Raw genomic sequence first — 17,352 nt, forward strand, 5'->3', positions numbered from 1 at the left:
CGATCGTCCGCCGTCCATTCGGACACGCGCCGGGTTCCTGAGAGGGATCAGATGAACCTGAACAAGATGACGATCGACGCGCTCGACCTGCGCAACAAACGCGTCATCATCCGGGTGGACTTCAACGTGCCGCTCGACGACGCGCATCAAATCACCGACGACACCCGCATTCGCTCCGCGCTCCCCACGATCAATCACGCCGTCGACGAAGGCGCTAAAGTCATCCTCTGCTCACACCTCGGCCGGCCGAAGGGCAAGCCCGATCCGCGGTACAGCCTCGCTCCCGTCGCGAAACGCTTACAGCGCTTGCTCGGCAAGGAAGTCACCTTCGCGCCCGACTGTATCGGGCGAGAGGTCGAAGCCCTGGTGGACAAGATGAAGCCGGGGGATGTCCTGCTGCTCGAAAACCTCCGCTTCCATCCGGGCGAGGAAAAGAACGACGAAGCGTTCTCAAAAGCGCTCGCGTCACTGGCCGACGTCTACATCAACGACGCGTTCGGCACGGCGCACCGCTCGCATGCCTCCACTGTCGGCATCCCGAAATTCGTCCCCCTGTCCGCCGCCGGCTACTTGATGAAAAAGGAAATCGAGTACATGGAGGGCGCGGTCGCCAATCCCATGCGACCGTTCGTCGCGATCCTGGGCGGCGGTAAGGTATCGGGGAAGATCGGCGTGATCGAAAATCTCGGCAAGAAAGTGGACAAGGTCATTATCGGCGGCGGCATGGCGTTCACGTTCATCAAAGCGCTGGGCCTGGAGATCGGTAATTCACTCGTCGAGGACGAGATGCTGGACTTTGCGAAGGGGGTGCAGGAGCATGCGTTTTCCCGAGGCGTGAAATTTTATCTTCCCGTGGATTGCGTGGTGGCCGCGAGCCCAGAACCTGGGTCGGAAACGAAAATCGTGCCCGTGCAGGAAATTCCCAAAGGTTGGTATGGGATGGATATCGGTCCGGCCTCGGTGAAGTTGTTCAGCGAGGCGATCCAAAACGCCAAGACCATCTTGTGGAACGGCCCGATGGGGGTCTTTGAAAACGATGCCTATTCGCGCGGGACCATGTCGATCGCCCATGCCGTATCCAACGCGTATGCCCTCACCATCGTCGGTGGCGGCGATACCGCGCTCGCCGTGCACCGCGCCGGGGAGTCCGAAAACATGTCATTTATCTCGACCGGCGGCGGTGCGACCTTGCAGTTGCTCGAAGGCAAAGAATTGCCGGGCCTCGCTACCCTCCCCAACCGTCCTCAGTAACCCCTCTGGCCTCCGATCCGCGATCGACCGCCATGCGTCGTCCTCTGATCGTCGCAAATTGGAAGATGAACAAGACGACGGGCGAGGCGGCCGCGTACATGCGGCGGCTGGGCGAACTGCTCCATGCCCCCTCCGTCGAAATCGTGGTGGCACCACCGTTCACGGCGCTTCATGCGGCGCGGTTGGCATGTGAGAACCGGGCGATCAACCTCGCCGCTCAAGATGTCTTTTGGGAAGACAAAGGCGCATTCACCGGTGAAGTCGCTCCGCCGATGCTGGCGGATCTCGGGTGCCGGTTCGTCATCATCGGCCACTCCGAGCGGCGTCAATGGTTCGGCGAAACTGACCTGACCGTCAACAAGAAGGTCCGAGCGGCGCTCCATCATGGGGTGCAGCCCATCGTGTGCGTCGGGGAGAGCCTCGCCGAACGTGAGGGCGGCACCATGCAGGCTGTCGTCTCACGGCAGCTCGAGCAAGGATTGGTCGGATGCTCCCAGGACCAGGTCGGACGAATCGCCCTTGCGTATGAGCCGGTCTGGGCCATCGGCACCGGCCGAGCCGCAACACCGGCGCAAGCTGAGGAGGTTCACGCTCTCCTTCGCCGGCTGGTCTCAGGGACATGGGGAGCGCCGGCAGGAGCATCGATTCGTATCCTGTATGGAGGCAGTGTGACGACGGCGAATGCCGAACAATTCTTGTCATCACCTGAGGTCGATGGCGTGCTCGTTGGAGGGGCTTGTCTCGATCCGGATGCCTTTGCTACAATCGCACGCTCAGCCGAACGAGTCCTCGCCAGAGAAGGATAAGTCCATGTACACGCTCGCGGTCGTCATCCACGTCATCGTCTGTTTCCTCATGATTGCCTCAATCCTGCTGCAGGCGGGCAAAGGGGCGGAAATGGGCGCGGCGTTCGGCGGGTCCAGTCAAACGGTGTTCGGCAGCCGGGGGCCGGGCACGTTTCTGAGCAAGGTGACGATTGCGGCGGCCGTCATTTTCATGCTCACGTCGCTTGGGCTGGCGATCCTGTCGAAGGAGCGGACTTTTTCGTCTACCGTCATCGACCTGAACAAAAAAGAGACCGCGCCGGCCCCTGCGGCGCAGCCCGAGAGCTCAAAAGAAGCGCCTTCTGCGCCGACATCTCCAAATCAACCTGCTCCCGCGACGCCGTAACGACCGCTTCCGCGCTTCGCGTCTTTATTTTCTTGTCAGTGGAGTCAGCTTATACCGGCGTGAGCCACGCCGCGTGCCGCTGATCCTCACCTTTCACGACGGCGAAAAACGCTTCTTGGAGTTGTTTCGTGATGGGACCTGCGGTCCCTGATCCGATGCGCCGATTGTCGATCTCGCGAACCGGCGTCAACTCCGCCGCCGTCCCGGTCAGAAACACCTCGTCGGCGACATACAAATCATCCCGGGTGAAGCGTTCCTCAACCACCGGAATCTGACGCTCTTTGGCGAGTTGCATGACCGAGTCCCGCGTGATCCCTTCGAGGATCGAGGTCAACGGTGTGGTCTTCAATTGACCACGGCGCACCAGGAAAACGTTTTCCCCGGTCCCCTCCGCAACATACCCATCCGGGTCGAGGAGGATCGCTTCGTCGTAGCCCAACGCCTTCACGTCCCGCTTCGCCAAGATCGAGTTGACGTATTGCCCGGCAATCTTCGCCCGCGTCATTGAGATATTGACATGATGGCGCGTGAAGGAGGAGATGCGGGCCCGGATGCCCTTGCTCAGCGCGTCTTCTCCCAGATACGTTCCCCATTTCCACGCCGCAATGGCGACCCGAATCGGGTTGTCCCCGGGATACAGCCCCATCATGCCGTAGCCAATGTAGACGAGCGGCCGAATGTAGCAGGCCTCGAGCCGGTTCACCCGCACGGTCTCGACGATCGCCTCGATGACCTGCTTCTTGTCATACGGGATCGCCAGCAGGCCGATATGGGCAGATTCGAACAAGCGGTCGACGTGCTCGGCCAACCGAAAAATCGCCGATCCGGTCCGCCCCTTGTAGCAGCGAATTCCCTCAAAGGCCGCCAATCCATAATGCAGCGAATGCGTCAACACATGAACGGTCGCGTCATTCCAATCCACGAACCGTCCGTCCATCCAAATTTTTTGGCTCGGCTCAAGCATACGGCGTGTTCCTTACTCCTTTAGCGATGAGCGGACTATAGCAGCGGCCGAAAAGGAGCGTCAAGCAACGCGGGATGAGCGCTTCATGTCCTCTCGCGTCAGTCGCGTGCATGGTCCTGCGTCGGAAAAACTCGCATGACGACAAAGTTGACGCGCGCGCATGGCGATCTCCTCGGGATTTGCGAATGAGAGCGGCTCAGGCCCTAGTATTTGACGCCCTTTCAGTGTCCGGGCGCACTGAAGGAAGTCGATGGCGAGCGCCTGCTTTCTTGACAGTCTAATGACTTCCCTCAGGAACGTATACCTGGAGATGCTTGCTGATCAAGGCGTTCGCCCTCGGCGGCGCGGTGGCACACGATCTGCTTTTTTAACGGCCATCACCTAGGAAGGTTGCATCGAACGCCTTAAGCAAGGAGCTGTCAATGTCCGACGCACGCCGCTCGTCACTGGGTTGCTTTCGAATGACACACTGGACTGGACGCAGAGGCTTGATCCGATTCATCGGATTTACCGGCTTCATCGTTGTGTTGAGCTGCGGAACCATAGCCAGGGCCGCGTGGGACTTTTCCATATCGGGGTTTGGCGGCTACTCTGTCCCGTTTAAGACCGATATTCAGCAAACCGGACCGGGTACAAACTTCACTGGGAAAGACGGCAAGCTGGAAAACTCTGCTTCATACGGAGGCAAAATCACCGCGTGGACGACCGCGCCCCGTCGACGGTTCGGCCTGGACTTCGGTACGGAAATCGACGTCACGCACTTTAACCCCAATGTGAAATCGCAGACGCTGACGACAACTGGAACGCTCCTTGGGATTCCTTTCGGCAGCCCCGTGCTCCCGTCAAATGCCAAATACGGGCCTATCGACGTTAGCGCCACGACCATAGCCGTCAACTTTTTGGTTCGCAAGCCATTCGGCGTCACAAAGGACTTACCGATGGGACGATGGTATCCCTACGTCGGGATCGGGGGAGGAGCTCAAATCGCGCATGCAAGCGGGAACGGGCTCGACACCACTGATACGTCTGGTGCGATTCAGGTCCCTGCGGGCTTCAGTGTCTTCATTACGCGCCACATTGCGTTCTTCGGCGAATACAAATACATCCATGCTTCCCACACCTTTAAGTCCAATTCGTTCTCCAATGAACTGACCATTGCGAACAACAACTTCCTTGCCGGCCTGGCGGTCCACTTCTAGATCGGCGCTATGCCGCGCTCCTTGCCTTGACAGGCCTCGAATGGCCGTGTTAGAAGGGTTGGCTCTGTCGAGGAGACGGCGATGTACGCGATTGTCGAGACTGGGGGAAAGCAGTATCGGGTGGAGCCGGGAGCGGTGCTTCGCGTGGAGCGTCTAGCCGGTGAGGTCGGCGCCACCGTGGAGCTCTCGCAGATCCATGTCGTTCAAGATTCGGGAAACACCGTCCAGATCGGCCGTCCGTGGGTCGGTCAGGCACGTGTCACCGCCGAAATCGTCCGCCAGGGCCGCACTCGATCCATCCGCGTCTTTAAAAAGAAGCGGCGAAAGAATTATCGCCGGACGAAGGGGCATCGCCAAGCCTTCACTGAACTTCGCATCACCGATATCCTGACAGCATAGGGATTGAGCTCAGAAGGCAGAAGGATTGATCCATGGCAACGAATAAAGGCGGCGGATCTTCTCGAAACGGTCGCGACAGTAATCCACAGTATCGCGGCATCAAGGCGTACGGCGGCGAGCAGGTTCGGGCGGGCAGCATCATTGTCCGTCAGCGCGGCACACAGTTCCATCCGGGGTTCAACGTCGGACAGGGCCGCGACTACACGCTGTTCGCGCTGATCAACGGCGTCGTCAAATTCGAAGGCACCCGCGCGCGGCGAAAGGTCAGCGTCTACCCGACCGCCTGACCGTCACCATCCCAATCTCTCACGTCCCACCCGATCGCGGCTGAATCATCCTCGTTCCGACCCGGAGCGGCGGCATGTTCGTTGATCAAGTTCGAATCTTTGTGAAAGCCGGGCGCGGCGGCGACGGCGTCTGCAGCTTCCGACGGGAGAAATACGTTCCGCACGGCGGTCCGGACGGAGGCGACGGCGGCCACGGCGGCAACGTCGTCCTCGTGGCGTCCAAGCAGCTCAGCACCCTGCTCGATCTTCGCTACCAACAACAGTACATGGCGAAACCAGGCGGACCGGGCGAAGGCTCGAATCGCCATGGCAAGACCGCTCCGGATGTCGTGATCCGAGTGCCCGTCGGCACAATCGTGTATGACGACGACACGGAGGACATCCTCGCCGACCTGACGGAGGACGGCCAAACATTTATCGCGGCGCGTGGCGGCCGCGGCGGGCGCGGCAATTCGCACTTTGCAAGTTCAACGAACCGCGTCCCGACTCATTGTGAACACGGGACAGCCGGAGAGGAACGGTGGCTCCGACTCGAGTTGAAGTTGATCGCCGATGTCGGCCTCGTCGGGTTCCCCAACGCCGGCAAATCGACGTTGATCGCCGCCATTTCAGCCGCACATCCCAAGATCGCCGGCTACCCGTTCACCACTCTGACCCCCAACTTGGGGGTGGTCTCATGGAGCGAGGATCAGAGTTTCGTGGTCGCCGATATCCCGGGCTTGATCGAAGGGGCCCACGAGGGCAAGGGACTGGGATTTCAGTTTTTGCGCCACGTCGAGCGCACGCTCTTCCTTCTGCATTTAGTCGATATCTCGGAATGGGCGCCCGATGATCCCATCACCAGCTTCGAAGTGATGCGGCAAGAACTGGCCGCCTATAACGATGCTCTGGTGGCAAAGCCGTTTGCTGTCGTAGCCACAAAACTCGACATTCAAGGCAACGGGGAGCGACTGACGCAATTGCACGGCTACTGCCGCGCCCAGGGCTTTCGGTTCTTCGCCGTTTCCGCTGCGACGCGAGAGGGGCTGACACCGTTGCTCCAATTCGTCGGGCGGGAAGTGGTCGGATTGAAGAAGTCATGCGCGACCAAATCCTGACGTCCGCCCGGCGACTCGTCATCAAAGTCGGCAGCAGCCTCATCGCGTCGCATGACGCAGGGCTCAAACCCGAGCGGATCGACGCGCTGGCCGAGGATATTGCAACATTGCGCCGCTCGGAGCGGGAGGTGGTCCTCGTCTCATCCGGCGCCATCGTCTCCGGCATTCCCACCCTCGGACTCACGACCTATCCGAAAAGCCTGCCCCTCAAGCAGGCGGCGGCCGCCGTGGGCCAGAGCCGGCTGATGTGGGCGTACCAGAAAGCGTTTGAGCGGTTGGCCTTCAATGTCGCGCAAGTTTTGCTGACGCATCAGGACCTCGCCGACCGGCGGAGATTTTTGAATGCCCGCCATACACTCACGGCCTTACTGAGCTTCGGCGTGATCCCGATCGTCAACGAGAACGATACCGTCTCCGTCGACGAGATTCGCTTCGGCGACAACGATACGCTTGCCGCCGAAGTCGCGCACCTCGTCGATGCCGATCTGCTCGTGATCCTCTCCGACGTCGACGGTGTGTTCACCGCCGATCCTCGACGCGATCCGTCCGCCACGCTGATTCCTCTGATCACCGAAGTCACCCGGGACATCGAACGGACGGCGGGGGGCGCGAGCACCCTCGAAGGCACAGGCGGCATGGCGACCAAGATTCAAGCCGCGAAAAAGGTCTCCGCCTTCGGCGTGCCGACCCTCATTATGAAAGGCGGAACGCCAGGCCTGCTACCTGAGGTATTAAAGGGAAGAGAAGCCGGAACGCTGATTCTCCCCGGCGACCGGCGGCTTCCGAGCCGCAAGCATTGGATCGCTCACACCTTGCGACCCAAGGGACACCTGTCGCTCGACGACGGTGCGGTTGAGGCGCTGGTCCGGCGCGGCAAGAGCTTGTTGCCGTCCGGGATCGTGACCGTCAGCGGCGAATTCAACGTCGGCGATGCCGTGGTGTGCATGGATCCGCACGGGAAGGAATTCGCGAAGGGACTGGTCAATTATTCCTCTGTGGTCCTCGACCGAATCAAAGGCATGAAGACCGCCGACATCAAACGGCTCGTGGGCGAACACGAATACGAAGAAGCCATTCATCGCGACAATCTCGTCTTGCTGTAAAACGACTGGTTATGCGGCGCCTGTCTTATTTTTCGATCGACTTTTCGCAACTCGCGACTCAGCACTCAGCACTCAGCACTCTCAATGCACCATGAGAGTCGGGCTCTTTGGCGGGACGTTCAATCCGGTCCATCGGTGTCATCTGGAAGCCGCCGAGTACACCCGATCCCGGCTTCGGCTGGATCGGATCCTTTTTATCCCGGCCGGTGACCCGCCCCATAAGCCGACCGCGAGCCTCGCGCCTGCAGCACATCGCCTCCACATGGTCCAACTCGCGATCGATAAGATGCCGGGCCTTGGCCTCACGGATATCGAAGTCCGCAGGACGGCGAAATCCTACAGCATCGATACAATTCATGAACTCCAGAAATCGTACGGGCCGGAAGCGGAACTGTTCTCCCTGATCGGCCTCGATGCCTTTCTCGAATTGCCGACGTGGAAGCAAGCGCATGAGCTGTTGCGCATCTGTCATTTCGTCGTGCTCTCCCGTCCGGGGGCCACATTCACCTCCTTGATGAAGATGCCGTTGCTCCCCGCCATCGATCGCGCGCCATTGGCCGCGCTCGATACCAATCGGGCGCTTCAAGTCGACGTGTCGTTGCCCGGCGGCCGGCGCCTGATTCTGCTTGCCATCCCGCCTTGTCTGGTGTCCGCGTCCGACATTCGTCGGCGGGTCAAAGCCGGATTGAGCGTGGCGGAGCTGTTGCCCAAGGCCGTTGAATCTTATATAATCGACCACAATTTATATCGCTAGGAGGAGGCCGATCGTTTCGGAATCCAAAGCGAAAGCCCTCGCCATCGCTCAGGCATCCCTCGCGAAAAAGGCCACCGACGTTCTCGTTCTCTACGTCGCGCCGCTCACCTCGATCGCCGATTACCTCGTCATCTGCTCGGCCGACTCCGACCGGCAAGTGCGGGCCATCACCGATCATATCGACGAGTCGATGGCCGAATGGAAGATGAAGCCGCTTAGCATCGAAGGCCTCTCCAGCTCCCAATGGGTGGTCATCGACGTGGCCGATGTCGTGGTGCATATTTTCCGGCGTGACGTGCGTGAGCATTATGCGCTGGAAAAGTTGTGGGGGGATGCCAAGCGGCTGACGATCCCGGAACAGCCGGTCACACTCCTCCCCGCTCCGTCACAGCCCAAGAAAAGGGTCATCCGCCGTGCGAGCAAGGGGCGCTAGATGCTGCGGTTGCTGCTCACGCTCTTCCTCATCGTTGTCGCGACCCTTATCTACGGATATTTCCGTGAGCTGAACCCTGGTACGATCACCATACGCCTGAGTCCCACCGCCGTCTTCGATCTCAGCCCCGTTTCGCTGATGCTGATTTCGATGGCGATCGGGGCGCTGATCGTGATCCTCCTCGTCGGCGTTCGCGAGACCCGGCACGCGATTCTGACCTGGCGATCCGCCCGACAGAGCCGCCGCAAGGAAAAGGTGGACGCGCTCCATCGGGAGGCGGTGCAAGCGGTCATGTCGAAGCGGACCGGGGAAGCGCTCGCCCTGTTCCAACGCGCGTTGGCACTGGACCCCAATCACATCGACTCGCTCTTGTGGCTCGGCAACGTCTATCGGTCGGAACAAAACTACGCCGAAGCCATCCGACTGCACCGCAAGGCGCGCAGTGTCGATGAAAACCATCTGGAAGTCCTGTTCGCCCTTGCGAAGGACTTGGAAGGTGCCAAGCGGTTCGAGGAAGCGTTACAGGTCCTCAAGGACATCCTGCGCATTGATCCGTCGAATCTCACCGCCTTGATGCGGAAACGAGAACTGTACATTCGCCTGGAGCAGTGGCCCGAGGCGCTCGAAATCCAACACCGGCTCCTCAAATCCCATCTGCCCGAGCAGGACCTGCGAGCGGAGACGACCGTCCTTGTCGGCTTGATGTACGAAGTGGGCCGCCAACTGTTGGAACGCGGGCACCCCGAGAAAGCGCGACGGTACTTCCGAGGGGCGATCAAACGCGACAAGCAGTTCTTGCCGGCCTATATCGGTCTCGGCGAAATCCTGATCCACGAAGGCAAGACGAAGAACGCGGCCGAGATTCTGGAAAAGGTCTACGCCAAAACCGGCAACATCATCCTGCTGCATCGCCTTGAAGAGTTGTACCTCGAACTTGGTGAGCCGTCCGAAATCATCCGTGTCTACCAAGAAGCCGCCCAGCGCCACCCCGAGGACCAGGCGATCAAGTTTTATTTGGGAAAACTGTACTACCGGCTCGAAATGGTCGACGAAGCATTCGACATGCTCTCCACGCTGGAACCCCCGCCGGACCAAACGTCGGACTTCCACAAGATCATGGCCAACCTCCACCTTCGTAAGCACCACATGGAGGAGGCCGTGGACGAATTGAAGAAGGCGTTAGGCTTCCGCAAGCGGGTCGTCGTTCCGTACGTCTGCACTCATTGTCGGCATGAAACGACTGAATGGTCGGGCCGTTGTGCCGGGTGCGGGCTGTGGAATACGGCGGTCGCACGCCCCTGGGTGGATGCCAGCGAATCGCGAGAGACGGCCCGGTTGGCGCAAGAGCGCGCGATTCCCTATCAGGGCATCGCGTCCCCGTTCGAAACCGTCTAACCCGACAGCCGACTCACGAGGCATAAAGATGCATGAGAGCTTGCCGATGATCGATTTTCAGGAGATCGCCGAGAAGGCGCTACGCGATGAAGTGTTGACGAGGCCGGAGTGTCATGCCGTTCTGACGACCCCGGATGCCCGCGTTCTTGACTTGCTGCAGGCCGCCTTTCGCGTCCGGGAACGCTATTTTGGCCGCACGGTTCGTCTGCAGATGCTCTTGAACGCGAAAAGCGGCGCCTGTCAGGAAGACTGCCACTACTGCTCCCAGTCCGCCGTCTCTGACGCCGAGATCGAGCAGTACGGGTTGCTCCCGAAACAGCAACTGATCGACGGCGCCCGACGAGCGGCGGCCGCCAAGGCGCAGCGGTACTGCATCGTGATCAGCGGCCGCAGTCCGCTCGAGCGCGAGGTCGAGCAGATTTCTCAAGCCGTCCAGGCGATTAAACAAGAAGTGCCGATTCAGGTCTGCTGCTCCCTCGGCCTCTTAACCGAGGCACAAGCCCGTCGTTTGAAGGCCGCGGGCGTCGACCGCATCAACCATAACCTGAACACCGGGAAGGACTATCACAGCGAGATCTGTACGACGCACACGTATCACGACCGCCTGCACACGATCATGAACGCGCGTGCGGCCGGCTTGGAGATTTGCTCGGGAGGCATTATCGGGATGGGTGAGCGTGACGATGATCTCATTGACCTGGCTCTCGCGTTGCGCGACGTCAAACCTCACTCGATTCCTGTGAACATGCTCCATCCCGTGCCCGGCACGCCGTTAGAAGACTGCCGGAGCCTGACCCCGCAACGCTGCCTCAAGGCCTTGTGCCTGTTTCGTTTTCTTCACCCGAGGACGGAGATCCGCGTGGCCGGCGGCCGTGAGTTCAATTTACGAAGCTTGCAGCCGCTCGCGCTCTACGCCGCCGACTCATTGTTCGTCGACGGCTATCTCACCACGCCTGGCCAACCAGCGCGCGACGCCTGGAAGATGATCGAAGACCTGGGCTTTGAGATCGAAGTCGATGACCAGGTGAGCGATCAACAAGCGGCCGTATCCTCGTCTCCCATTAAGATGCTGGATCCATAGTTTGGTAGCGATTCGCCCTCATGCGGCAATGAAATTTCTTTTTCTTTTTTCCCCTCAAAGGGGGCTGCGGAGGTGGAGGCCCAACTGCGCGCATCGAGCGAGCACCTTCTTATCGTGCGCGCTCTGCGCGCACGGGGCCTCTGCCCCCGCAGCCCCCGCCTCTTCTATTCATAGCGCAAGCCGTCGGCAATCGGCTGGTGGGCCGCCCAGCGGGCGGGGAAGTAACCGGCCAGCATGGCGGCGGCTATGCCGATGATCACCGACTGCATCAGGATCGCGGGCTGCATCGAAAACTGAATCGTCCAACCGAAGGACTGCTTGTTGATGACGTGAATCAACAGCAACGACAACAATAAGCCGCCGACCACACCAAAGACAGCGCCGAGGCCGGCGAGATACGCGGACTCCCACAGCATCAACCGCCGGACATGCGCGGAGGTCGTCCCCATCGAGCGAAGCAGCGCGAACTCTCGCCGCCGCTGGAGGACCGAGGTCACGAGCGTGTTGATGATCCCCAAGACGGCAATGATGATCGCGATCACTTCGATCGCATACGTCACCGTAAAGGTGCGGTCGAAAATCGCCATCACCTCACGCTTGACTTCATGATTCGCGATGACGACCGGCGGAATGGAATCATCATCCGTCCTTGCGAGCCCACTGAGGTGCTGCTCGATCGCGTGACGCACGGACCCGGCGTCGGCACGGTGCTTTAGATACACCGCGACAACGGTCACCCCATCGTCCCGCCAGAGCCGTCGGTACAACGTCCGATCCATCACAATCTTGCCGCCGTCGGTCGCGTAATCATAGAAGATTCCCACCAGAGGAAATGAGTGAAGGCCCGTGGGCGTCGCTAACGAGACCGAGTCGCCGACGCGAAGATGAAAGGTGCGGGCAAGGACCTCGGACACGATCACACCGTGGTCCCGGACGGTGTTCTTCAACAGCTCGGAGGAATCGCCGCTCGTGAACAGGTAGCGGCTACGTTCGGCATGCAATCGGAGATCGCGGGATACGAGCGCGACCCGCCGACCTTGTAGCTCGATGTTCACATCGCGATAGGTATCGACCGCCGCGACTCCGGGCACACCGGCAAGTTCGTCAGCAACCAGCGGGGACAGGCCCTTGTCACCTTGACCGACCTCACGACCCTGCAGCCAATTTGTCGGAGCGACAACGAAATCAGCCATAATCGTCTGGTCGATCCACACCTGAACGGTATCGCGGAAGCTGCCGACCATCGTCCCAACTCCCACCATAATGGCCATGCCGACCATCATGGCCGAAATCGTCACGGCATTGCGACCTGGCGCGCGGCCGATCTGCTCGGCGGCAAGCCGCGCCCACAGCGGGATCCACCGGGTACGTGTGCGGCGGCTCGTGCCCTCCGCATGCAGAATCCCGAGACTGAACATCTTCAAGGCCAGCGGCACAACGCAGGAGAGACCAAGGAGCAAGCAGAGCGCCGACGCATAGCCGAAGATCGGAAGGCCATAGACGGGACCGGGGAGGGCGAACGCGGCCGCCGTCAGTAAGCAGACGATGCCAATGGCGGCGGCCACGCCCGCTCGCCCGCTTTGAACCACTTCGTAGTCACCGGGAGCCAGCACCTGCGCGGCGGGCGTTCTCGCTGCATCGCCGCTGGGCACAAGGGCGCCAAGGACCGAAATGGCCATGCCGAGTACAATGCCTTCGGTCCACCATTCAACAGGCGCCTGCAGGAGGAACTGAAGGAGCCCCGGTGTCGGCGCGAGCGATTCCACAGGTACGTACAACTCACTGATCGTGCGGGCCAGGCGATGAACGAGGCTCCTCGCCAAGAGCAGCCCGCCCGCGGTACCCAAAATGCCACCCGCAATACCGACGACCGCGGCCTCCGTGATGAACGCCGCGGCCACGCCACGCCGTGACAATCCCATCGCCGACAAAATTCCGATTTCGCGCCGTCGCTGAACCACGGCAAACGAGGCGGCGTTGTAGACGAGGAACAGCCCGACCAGCAGACTGACACTGCTCAGAACACTCAGGTTCAATTGGAAGGCGCGCACCATGCGTTCGACCTGCTGACCTCGGCTGGCGGGTCGTCCGACCCGGACGTCGGCCGGTAGCCGTGCCTGTAGCGCGTCCCGAATCTCTTCGACTGGCGCGTTGGGGGCCGTCGTAATATCGATGTGATCGAGCCGGCCGACCAGCCCAAACAGCCACTGGGCGGCCGCAATGTCCATCACTCCGACGCCATCCCAGCTCGCCCCGGTTGCCTCCTCGGGTTCCGTATATCCCGCCACCGTGAGTCGATAGCGCCGTCCATTGACGACGACCTCCAGGGGCGAACCGATGTCGACCCCGCACTCAGCCGCGAGTCGATGGCTCAGGAACACCGCGTTGGGTTTGAGGATCGTCTCAACCGTTTCCCGCGTGGATTCGGTCCGCAAGCGCATCCGTTTGGTTTCGATCTCGAAGAGATCCAGCGCGATGAGCGTCAATGGACGGCGATGGCCGGACGCGGTCACGACATAGCCGGCTCGCTCGAGCATTGGGGTAGCCGAGACGACAGCCGGATGAGCGCGAATTGTAGCAATCAGGGTCTCATCGAACCCCGCCTCATCGGCACTGACTTGAAGCGTGGCTGAGCCGGCGACGGCCAACACGCTTTCTTCAAACGAGCGCAGGACATCGGCATTCGCCGCGTGGATCGCGATCGCGACGGCGACCCCAAGGGCGATGCCGATTACCGTCAACGCCGTCCGGCTCGGCCGCGCGAGCAAATGACGCGGGATCAGGTGATACAGCAGCGTCATCGACTGGCATACCCCCTAACCCTGACCGCCGCGGCACAGACAGGTCGACGCACTGCACTGTGACGGTCAGGGGTGGGAGGAATCAGTGTTGGAGGGTTTACACGGACAAGTGGGTTTGTTAGACTGGGGCCTGTATCGTGCACGAGAACGATGCCGAAACCGACGACCGCCAATAAAATCGAGAAGAGTGGTCTCTCGTCACCGAGGGCGAACTCAACGCATGCGTTGACGCCGCGCCAAAAAGAGATCTTGCGGCTCGTCGCTCAGGGCCTCACGAATCGGGAGATTGCGGGACATCTGGATATCAGCGTGCGGACCGTTGAAGTGCACCGCTTCAATTTGATGCGCCGGTTGCGCGTTCGCAATGTCGCGCAATTGCTCCGACAGGCGCTGCTCATGCGCCTCCTGCCCAAGAACTTCTCCAAGTAATCACAGCTCCTTCAATTTCCCCCGGCACGCTTCGATCGACCGATACCCTTTACTCTCCAGCACCGCGACCAGTTCCTGCTCCAACCGATCGAAGGCGGGCAATCCTTCCTCCATCAACACCGTGCCGACCTGGACGGCAGAGGCACCACAGAGGAGATGCTCGAACACATCCGTGCCCGCGACGATGCCGCCGACACCGATGATCGGGATACGACCGGAGAACAGCTTCCAGAACGCCCGCACATTGGCGAGCGCGACCGGCTTGATCAACGCCCCTCCCAGCCCGCCGAACCCGCCTTTCGGCTTGATGACGACCGTTTCCGAACCGGGGTCAACGACCAATCCGTTGCCGACGGAATTGATCAAGGATAAGAACTGCACCTCGGCCCGTTCAATGACGCGGGCCATCGCCTCATGGTGCGCCGGATCGAGATACGGCGGGAGTTTGATTCCCATCGGAACGGACACGACATCGCGCACCTTTTGCAACAGGCGAGCCGATGCCTCGGTGTCATACCCGATTTGTGGCTTCCCTGGAATATTTGGACACGAGAGGTTGACTTCAATGAGGTCCGGCCGGCTGTCGTTGATCCGCTTGGCAATGGTGATGAAATCCGCTTCGCACAAGCCGGCCACGCTGGCAATCACCGGCTTGCCAAACTGGCGAAGCCGGGGGATGAGCTCGGCATAGGCTTCATACCCGAGATTCGGCAGCCCCATCGAATTGATGGAGCCGATCGGAAAGCCGTAGTATCGCGGTTCCGGGTTCCCCGTCCGCGCCTCGAGCGTCATGCTTTTTGTGACGATCGCGCCGGCGCGCGACCGGCCCAAGGCCCGCAGCTCCTGTTCGGTGACACATCGGGCCCCGGCCGCATTCATTAGGCAAGTGGGAAAGCGGACACCGGCAATCGTGGTCGAGAGGTCAACGCCCATGCGTCACCTATATCATACCGATCAATGCGTCACAACACGACGGCGAGGCTTGACAGCTTTTTCACGCCTCTCGTACAACTGATCCCGGCTGCTCCATGATGCTGCCCATGCGCGACCTACTACGACGAATCAGCTACGCGCTCCTGCCGTGTGCCTGTGCAGCCTGCGGCGAGGCACTGGATGACGACCCTGTGCCTTTCTTCTGTCGTCGATGCTGGTCGGAAATTCAACCACTGCGCGGTCCCGGCTGTCCGCGCTGCGGTCGCACGTTCGCCTCCCCTCACGCGCTGGCGTTCAGTCCACAGCACCGGTGCACCGCGTGCCGGCGCCGGCCGCCCGCCTTTACCCGTGCCTGGTCCCTCTATCGATATGAGGGACCGCTGGAGGCAGCGATCAAACTCTTTAAGTATCGGAAGAAGGTCGAACTGGATCGTACCTTGGGCCACTTGTTCACTGAAGAATGCCGTCGTCAGCTTCCTGCCGTCGACCTCGTCATGCCCGTGCCCTTGCACGTCAATCGATTGAGGGAGCGCGAGTACAATCAATCGCTGCTGCTGGCGCGACGTCTCGCTCGTACGCTCGGCCTACCGCTGTCCTATGATCAGCTCGTGCGCATCCGCGAAACCCTGCCGCAGACCGGCTTGGCCCGCCGCGCTCGGCTTCAGAACCTGCGCCGCGCCTTTGCCGTGTCCCGACCCGCCGATCTCGCGGGTAAACGCATTCTTTTGGTCGATGACGTCTTCACAACCGGCACGACGGTCAACGAATGTGCGAAGACACTTCGCAAGGCCGGCACGTCCGATGTCTTCGTCGCCACACTGGCGAGAACCTGTTGAGACGAGAACTTGTTGAGAAAGGTGGAGCCTATGCCGATCTTTGAATATCGCTGTGAGGAGTGTCGAAAACGGTCGAGCATCCTCATCTTGAGTGCGACGCAATCCGCGCCGGTGTGCACGCACTGCGGCAGTTTCCGCCTTGAGCGGTTGATGTCGCGCTTTGCCGCGCCGAAATCAGAAGAAGCGCGACTCGAGGCGCTGGCCGATCCCAGCAATCTTGGCGGTCTCGATGAGAACGATCCGGAGAGCATGAAGCGTTTCATGAAAAAGATGGGCCGAGAGCTGGGTGAGGACCTGGGCGACGACTTCGATGAAGCGCTCGAGGGCGCCGAGGACGATCTCGCGGGGTCCGACGTCGGTGAGACGGAGTGAATCAGCCGACACTAGTGCTTGACATTTCTTTGCCTTTTGATACGATGCGGCCTTGTGGGCGTTTTCCCTAGGCAGACAGTCGCTTCTAATAGCTACAAACGAGACCCACAGGGACGTACTGCAGGATGTTCAAAAAGGTCGTCCAGCAAGGCCGCAGCGAATGAGGAGGCGACGCGTACTCTTGGCTGTACGTTGAGCCTCCGAGTGATGCGAGAACGAGGCGGGCGGGCTTTTTCAACATCCTGATAGGAGCACTGACCATGTTTGCAGGTGAGTATCTCTGCAAGGTGGATGAAAAAGGTCGGTTCATTGTTCCTTCCCCGATCCGCGAGCGGTTGGAGCAGGAGGGCAACAACGTCGTCTTTCTCAAGGGCGCGGAGCAGTCGCTCTGGATGTACTCGTCGGCCGAGTGGGAAAAGGTCCTCGAACGGACGCAGAGCAAGCTCGACGAGGATCAGAGCCGCTTGTTCATGCATTTCGTCGTCTCAGAAGCTGGAACGTCCGATGTCGACAAGACCGGCCGCGTGCTCATTCCCGGACGCCTACGAAAGCACGTGCCCATGGATGAGGACCAAGAGATCATCCTGGTCGGCCTGTATCATCGTCTGGAAGTCTGGAATCCGGCCGAGTGGCGCCGCTACATCAGCCGGACGGAAGACAAGTACGAACAGAACCTCAATAAGATTCTCAACCTCCTGTAACCGAGTGTCCCAAGCGCCCCGTAAGCCGCCACATCCTGTTCCGCTTCGCCTCATCTCCTATCGTTCCTCAGATCACGGGGCCCCATCCATCAGGTCGGCCGAGACGATCGACGCCATCCCGACAAGGCGCCCGCGACGACGCCGCAG

19 protein-coding genes are annotated in these 17,352 nt (G+C 60.5%); 16 read left to right on the forward strand and 3 right to left on the reverse strand.

The genetic code is table 11. From position 1 onward, the window contains the following. Positions 1–51: 51 nt before the first annotated feature. The 3 genes from AC1U7K_RS05340 to secG are packed head-to-tail and all read left to right on the forward strand — an operon-like array spanning position 52 to position 2,421. On the forward strand, positions 52–1,251 hold the full coding sequence (locus AC1U7K_RS05340) for a phosphoglycerate kinase (protein ID WP_480249846.1): 1,200 nt from the start codon (positions 52–54) through the stop codon (positions 1,249–1,251). A 32-nt stretch (positions 1,252–1,283) separates the two neighbouring features. Beyond that, on the forward strand, positions 1,284–2,057 hold the full coding sequence (gene tpiA / locus AC1U7K_RS05345; RefSeq protein ID WP_480249848.1) for a triose-phosphate isomerase: 774 nt from the start codon (positions 1,284–1,286) through the stop codon (positions 2,055–2,057). A gap of 4 nt (positions 2,058–2,061) precedes the next feature. Next, the gene (secG, locus tag AC1U7K_RS05350) at positions 2,062–2,421 is read left to right on the forward strand and encodes a preprotein translocase subunit SecG (RefSeq protein ID WP_480249849.1); all 360 of its coding nucleotides are present in this window, start codon (positions 2,062–2,064) and stop codon (positions 2,419–2,421) included. A 49-nt stretch (positions 2,422–2,470) separates the two neighbouring features. Here the strand turns inward: secG and AC1U7K_RS05355 are convergent, their stop codons facing one another. Continuing rightward, positions 2,471–3,385 carry a branched-chain amino acid transaminase gene (locus AC1U7K_RS05355; protein WP_480249850.1) on the reverse strand — a complete coding sequence of 305 codons (915 nt, stop codon included), beginning with the start codon at positions 3,383–3,385 and terminating at the stop codon, positions 2,471–2,473. 422 nt (positions 3,386–3,807) lie between these two features. Between AC1U7K_RS05355 and AC1U7K_RS05360 the strand changes: the two genes are divergently transcribed. From AC1U7K_RS05360 to bioB, 9 genes are all read left to right on the forward strand, one after another. Then, on the forward strand, positions 3,808–4,584 hold the full coding sequence (locus tag AC1U7K_RS05360) for an outer membrane protein (protein WP_480249851.1): 777 nt from the start codon (positions 3,808–3,810) through the stop codon (positions 4,582–4,584). Positions 4,585–4,665: 81 nt separating this feature from the next. Continuing rightward, the gene (rplU, locus tag AC1U7K_RS05365; protein ID WP_480249852.1) at positions 4,666–4,983 is read left to right on the forward strand and encodes a 50S ribosomal protein L21; all 318 of its coding nucleotides are present in this window, start codon (positions 4,666–4,668) and stop codon (positions 4,981–4,983) included. A 32-nt stretch (positions 4,984–5,015) separates the two neighbouring features. Next, the gene (rpmA, locus tag AC1U7K_RS05370) at positions 5,016–5,270 is read left to right on the forward strand and encodes a 50S ribosomal protein L27 (protein WP_480249853.1); all 255 of its coding nucleotides are present in this window, start codon (positions 5,016–5,018) and stop codon (positions 5,268–5,270) included. Between the two features lie 74 nt (positions 5,271–5,344). Continuing rightward, the gene (gene obgE, locus AC1U7K_RS05375; protein WP_480249854.1) at positions 5,345–6,367 is read left to right on the forward strand and encodes a GTPase ObgE; all 1,023 of its coding nucleotides are present in this window, start codon (positions 5,345–5,347) and stop codon (positions 6,365–6,367) included. After that, entirely contained in the window at positions 6,349–7,470 is a 1,122-nt protein-coding gene (gene proB, locus AC1U7K_RS05380; protein WP_480249855.1) for a glutamate 5-kinase, read from the forward strand. The genes obgE and proB overlap by 19 nt, the downstream gene beginning before the upstream one ends. A gap of 91 nt (positions 7,471–7,561) precedes the next feature. After that, complete coding sequence (gene nadD, locus AC1U7K_RS05385; protein ID WP_480249856.1) at positions 7,562–8,224, forward strand: nicotinate-nucleotide adenylyltransferase; 663 nt, start codon at positions 7,562–7,564, stop codon at positions 8,222–8,224. A 43-nt stretch (positions 8,225–8,267) separates the two neighbouring features. Beyond that, positions 8,268–8,657: a ribosome silencing factor gene (gene rsfS, locus AC1U7K_RS05390; RefSeq protein ID WP_480250238.1), complete on the forward strand. Its 390-nt coding sequence runs from the start codon at positions 8,268–8,270 to the stop codon at positions 8,655–8,657. After that, entirely contained in the window at positions 8,658–10,052 is a 1,395-nt protein-coding gene (locus tag AC1U7K_RS05395) for a tetratricopeptide repeat protein (protein ID WP_480249858.1), read from the forward strand. Between the two features lie 28 nt (positions 10,053–10,080). Beyond that, the gene (gene bioB, locus AC1U7K_RS05400; RefSeq protein ID WP_480249859.1) at positions 10,081–11,133 is read left to right on the forward strand and encodes a biotin synthase BioB; all 1,053 of its coding nucleotides are present in this window, start codon (positions 10,081–10,083) and stop codon (positions 11,131–11,133) included. A gap of 164 nt (positions 11,134–11,297) precedes the next feature. On the opposite strand, the gene AC1U7K_RS05405 is transcribed toward bioB, so the two are convergent. Then, on the reverse strand, positions 11,298–13,934 hold the full coding sequence (locus AC1U7K_RS05405; RefSeq protein ID WP_480249860.1) for an FtsX-like permease family protein: 2,637 nt from the start codon (positions 13,932–13,934) through the stop codon (positions 11,298–11,300). Between the two features lie 150 nt (positions 13,935–14,084). Between AC1U7K_RS05405 and AC1U7K_RS05410 the strand changes: the two genes are divergently transcribed. Next, positions 14,085–14,363 carry a response regulator transcription factor gene (locus tag AC1U7K_RS05410; protein WP_480249861.1) on the forward strand — a complete coding sequence of 93 codons (279 nt, stop codon included), beginning with the start codon at positions 14,085–14,087 and terminating at the stop codon, positions 14,361–14,363. Here AC1U7K_RS05410 and AC1U7K_RS05415 read toward each other — a convergent pair whose 3' ends face one another. After that, positions 14,364–15,296 carry a dihydroorotate oxidase gene (locus tag AC1U7K_RS05415; protein ID WP_480249862.1) on the reverse strand — a complete coding sequence of 311 codons (933 nt, stop codon included), beginning with the start codon at positions 15,294–15,296 and terminating at the stop codon, positions 14,364–14,366. A 107-nt stretch (positions 15,297–15,403) separates the two neighbouring features. On the opposite strand from AC1U7K_RS05415, the gene AC1U7K_RS05420 reads away from it, so the two are divergent. The 3 genes from AC1U7K_RS05420 to AC1U7K_RS05430 all read left to right on the forward strand — a co-directional run bounded on the left by AC1U7K_RS05420 (position 15,404) and on the right by AC1U7K_RS05430 (position 17,205). Further along, complete coding sequence (locus AC1U7K_RS05420; protein ID WP_480249863.1) at positions 15,404–16,132, forward strand: phosphoribosyltransferase family protein; 729 nt, start codon at positions 15,404–15,406, stop codon at positions 16,130–16,132. 30 nt (positions 16,133–16,162) lie between these two features. Next, positions 16,163–16,504 carry an FmdB family zinc ribbon protein gene (locus AC1U7K_RS05425; protein WP_480249864.1) on the forward strand — a complete coding sequence of 114 codons (342 nt, stop codon included), beginning with the start codon at positions 16,163–16,165 and terminating at the stop codon, positions 16,502–16,504. A 260-nt stretch (positions 16,505–16,764) separates the two neighbouring features. Then, entirely contained in the window at positions 16,765–17,205 is a 441-nt protein-coding gene (locus AC1U7K_RS05430) for a division/cell wall cluster transcriptional repressor MraZ (RefSeq protein ID WP_480249865.1), read from the forward strand. Positions 17,206–17,352: the final 147 nt, after the last annotated feature.

This window comes from Nitrospira sp. Vd2 (assembly GCF_979581665.1).

Excerpts from the sequence above, each read along its gene's own strand:
- AC1U7K_RS05340 (WP_480249846.1), top strand. The coding sequence starts at position 52 with ATGAACCTGAACAAGATGACGATCGACGCGCTCGACCTGCGCAACAAA.
- AC1U7K_RS05355 (WP_480249850.1), bottom strand. The coding sequence starts at position 3,385 with ATGCTTGAGCCGAGCCAAAAAATTTGGATGGACGGACGGTTCGTGGAT.
- AC1U7K_RS05360 (WP_480249851.1), top strand. The coding sequence starts at position 3,808 with ATGTCCGACGCACGCCGCTCGTCACTGGGTTGCTTTCGAATGACACAC.
- AC1U7K_RS05415 (WP_480249862.1), bottom strand. The coding sequence starts at position 15,296 with ATGGGCGTTGACCTCTCGACCACGATTGCCGGTGTCCGCTTTCCCACT.
- bioB (WP_480249859.1), top strand. The coding sequence starts at position 10,081 with ATGCATGAGAGCTTGCCGATGATCGATTTTCAGGAGATCGCCGAGAAG.
- AC1U7K_RS05425 (WP_480249864.1), top strand. The coding sequence starts at position 16,163 with ATGCCGATCTTTGAATATCGCTGTGAGGAGTGTCGAAAACGGTCGAGC.
- obgE (WP_480249854.1), top strand. The coding sequence starts at position 5,345 with ATGTTCGTTGATCAAGTTCGAATCTTTGTGAAAGCCGGGCGCGGCGGC.
- AC1U7K_RS05410 (WP_480249861.1), top strand. The coding sequence starts at position 14,085 with ATGCCGAAACCGACGACCGCCAATAAAATCGAGAAGAGTGGTCTCTCG.
- secG (WP_480249849.1), top strand. The coding sequence starts at position 2,062 with ATGTACACGCTCGCGGTCGTCATCCACGTCATCGTCTGTTTCCTCATG.
- AC1U7K_RS05420 (WP_480249863.1), top strand. The coding sequence starts at position 15,404 with ATGCGCGACCTACTACGACGAATCAGCTACGCGCTCCTGCCGTGTGCC.
- AC1U7K_RS05430 (WP_480249865.1), top strand. The coding sequence starts at position 16,765 with ATGTTTGCAGGTGAGTATCTCTGCAAGGTGGATGAAAAAGGTCGGTTC.
- AC1U7K_RS05395 (WP_480249858.1), top strand. The coding sequence starts at position 8,658 with ATGCTGCGGTTGCTGCTCACGCTCTTCCTCATCGTTGTCGCGACCCTT.
- rplU (WP_480249852.1), top strand. The coding sequence starts at position 4,666 with ATGTACGCGATTGTCGAGACTGGGGGAAAGCAGTATCGGGTGGAGCCG.
- proB (WP_480249855.1), top strand. The coding sequence starts at position 6,349 with ATGCGCGACCAAATCCTGACGTCCGCCCGGCGACTCGTCATCAAAGTC.
- tpiA (WP_480249848.1), top strand. The coding sequence starts at position 1,284 with ATGCGTCGTCCTCTGATCGTCGCAAATTGGAAGATGAACAAGACGACG.
- rpmA (WP_480249853.1), top strand. The coding sequence starts at position 5,016 with ATGGCAACGAATAAAGGCGGCGGATCTTCTCGAAACGGTCGCGACAGT.
- nadD (WP_480249856.1), top strand. The coding sequence starts at position 7,562 with ATGAGAGTCGGGCTCTTTGGCGGGACGTTCAATCCGGTCCATCGGTGT.
- AC1U7K_RS05405 (WP_480249860.1), bottom strand. The coding sequence starts at position 13,934 with ATGACGCTGCTGTATCACCTGATCCCGCGTCATTTGCTCGCGCGGCCG.